2 protein-coding genes are annotated in these 1576 nt (G+C 66.2%); both read right to left on the reverse strand.

All coding sequences use genetic code 11. The features are described 5' to 3' along the window. The coding region (locus tag AAFU51_18785; GenBank protein MEO1573296.1) for a cytochrome-c peroxidase at positions 1–545 on the reverse strand (545 nt) is incomplete at its 3' end. Positions 546–652: 107 nt separating this feature from the next. Next, positions 653–1576 (reverse strand): cytochrome c peroxidase (locus AAFU51_18790; protein ID MEO1573297.1); only part of this gene is annotated, 924 nt, incomplete at its 5' end.

A 1576-nucleotide genomic window follows, 5' to 3' on the forward strand; every position in this document is an offset into this window, starting at 1 on the left:
GAGCCAAACGCGTCGGCGAAGAGGTCGGCGTAGAAGTCCGTCGCTTCGAGGCGTGCGCGCACGTCGTCGAGCGTCATGCCCATCTCGATTTCGTCTTCGATAGGCATGAGCACTTGGTCTTCGAGCGTCTCGGCGCGCTCGTCCCAGAAGAAGCGCCCGTTGTCGTAGAACCGCGCGAACACCAACCCCATCGAGTTCCGGTGCGTCCGCTCGCCCGCGAAGCCCGTGCTGAGAGCCTCGGGGTCAGAGAACGCGCGCTCTTGTAGGTGGCAGGAACCACACGACACCGTCTGGTTGGCCGAGAGGCGCGTGTCGTAGAAGAGCACGCGGCCGAGCGTAGCGCCGGCGTCCGTGATCGGGTTGGATGCGGGCGTGTTGTCCGAGCCTGGCACCACGTTGACCCTTAGGTGCTCCGGCAGTTCGATGTTGGCGTAGTTGTACGGCGTCTCTGGGAGCGTCGGCGTGCTCGCTGGCAGGATGGGCGCGGTGAACGCAACGAGGACGAGGGCGAAGGCGAGCGCAACGAACGCGGCGAGTCGAAGCATGGGGCCGGGCAGCGGGGTGGAGACGACGAACTATCTCCAAGATGCACTCCTGCGCCCGACTTTCATAGAGACGACGTTTTACCCTGTAAAGATACCGCGACGTAGAGCTACCGCGACAGCGTCACTGTGCGCGCCGCCACACCCTCCGCCGACTGCACACGCACCAGGTACACCCCGCTCGCCAGACCAGCCGCGGCCCACCGCAGCGTCTGCGTACCGGCTGGCTGCACACCCTCGGCCAGCAGCGCTACCTCGCGGCCCATCAGGTCGTAGACCGCCACCGTCGCGCTCGTCGCCTGCGCGAACGTCACCTGGACGCGCGCCTCGTCGTGGAACGGGTTCGGATAGACGGCGCTCAGCGTCACGGCAGCAGGCTGCACCGCGTCATCCTCACCCGCGACGACCTCGGCGAAGGGGTCGGACCAGCGCTCGTCGGCGAGGAAGGACTCGTCGGTGAGCGTGCGCAAGAACGCCACCAGGGCCGCACGTTCCTCGTCTGTGAGGTTGAGACGCAGGGGCACCGACGGCCGCCCCGGAGGCGAATCGATCCTCCGGAGCAGATGGCTGAGGTTCGTATGGGGCTGAATACCGCGGTCGTAGTGGTCAACGACTTCTTCGAGCGTGGCGAAGCGCCCGTCGTGCATGTAGGGCGCCGTCACGGCGATGTTGCGCAGCGACGGCGACTTGAATTGGCCACCCCCGGCCCCTTCGTCAGTCGTGACCGCGTCCAGGCCATTGTTGAACGTCTCGATGGTCGCCTGGAGGTCGCCGAAGTGACAGCTGGCACATTCGGCATCGCCGTAGAACAGCCGGAGCCCCAGGTTCTCCTGGTCCGTGAAGTTGTCCTTCGGCCACGTGAACGGCGTGAGAGGCTGCCCGATGCGACCCTGGTCATACTTCGAGTTGGGCGCGACCATCGAGCGGATGAACTGGCTGAGCGCGCGGCTCATCCCCTCGTCCGTGACCTCCGGCGAGCCAAACGCGTCGGCGAAGAGGTCGGCGTAGAAGTCCGTCGCTTCGAGGCGTGCGCG

Source organism: Bacteroidota bacterium, assembly GCA_039821555.1.
Classification (GTDB): Bacteria; Bacteroidota; Rhodothermia; order Rhodothermales; family Rubricoccaceae; genus JBCBEX01.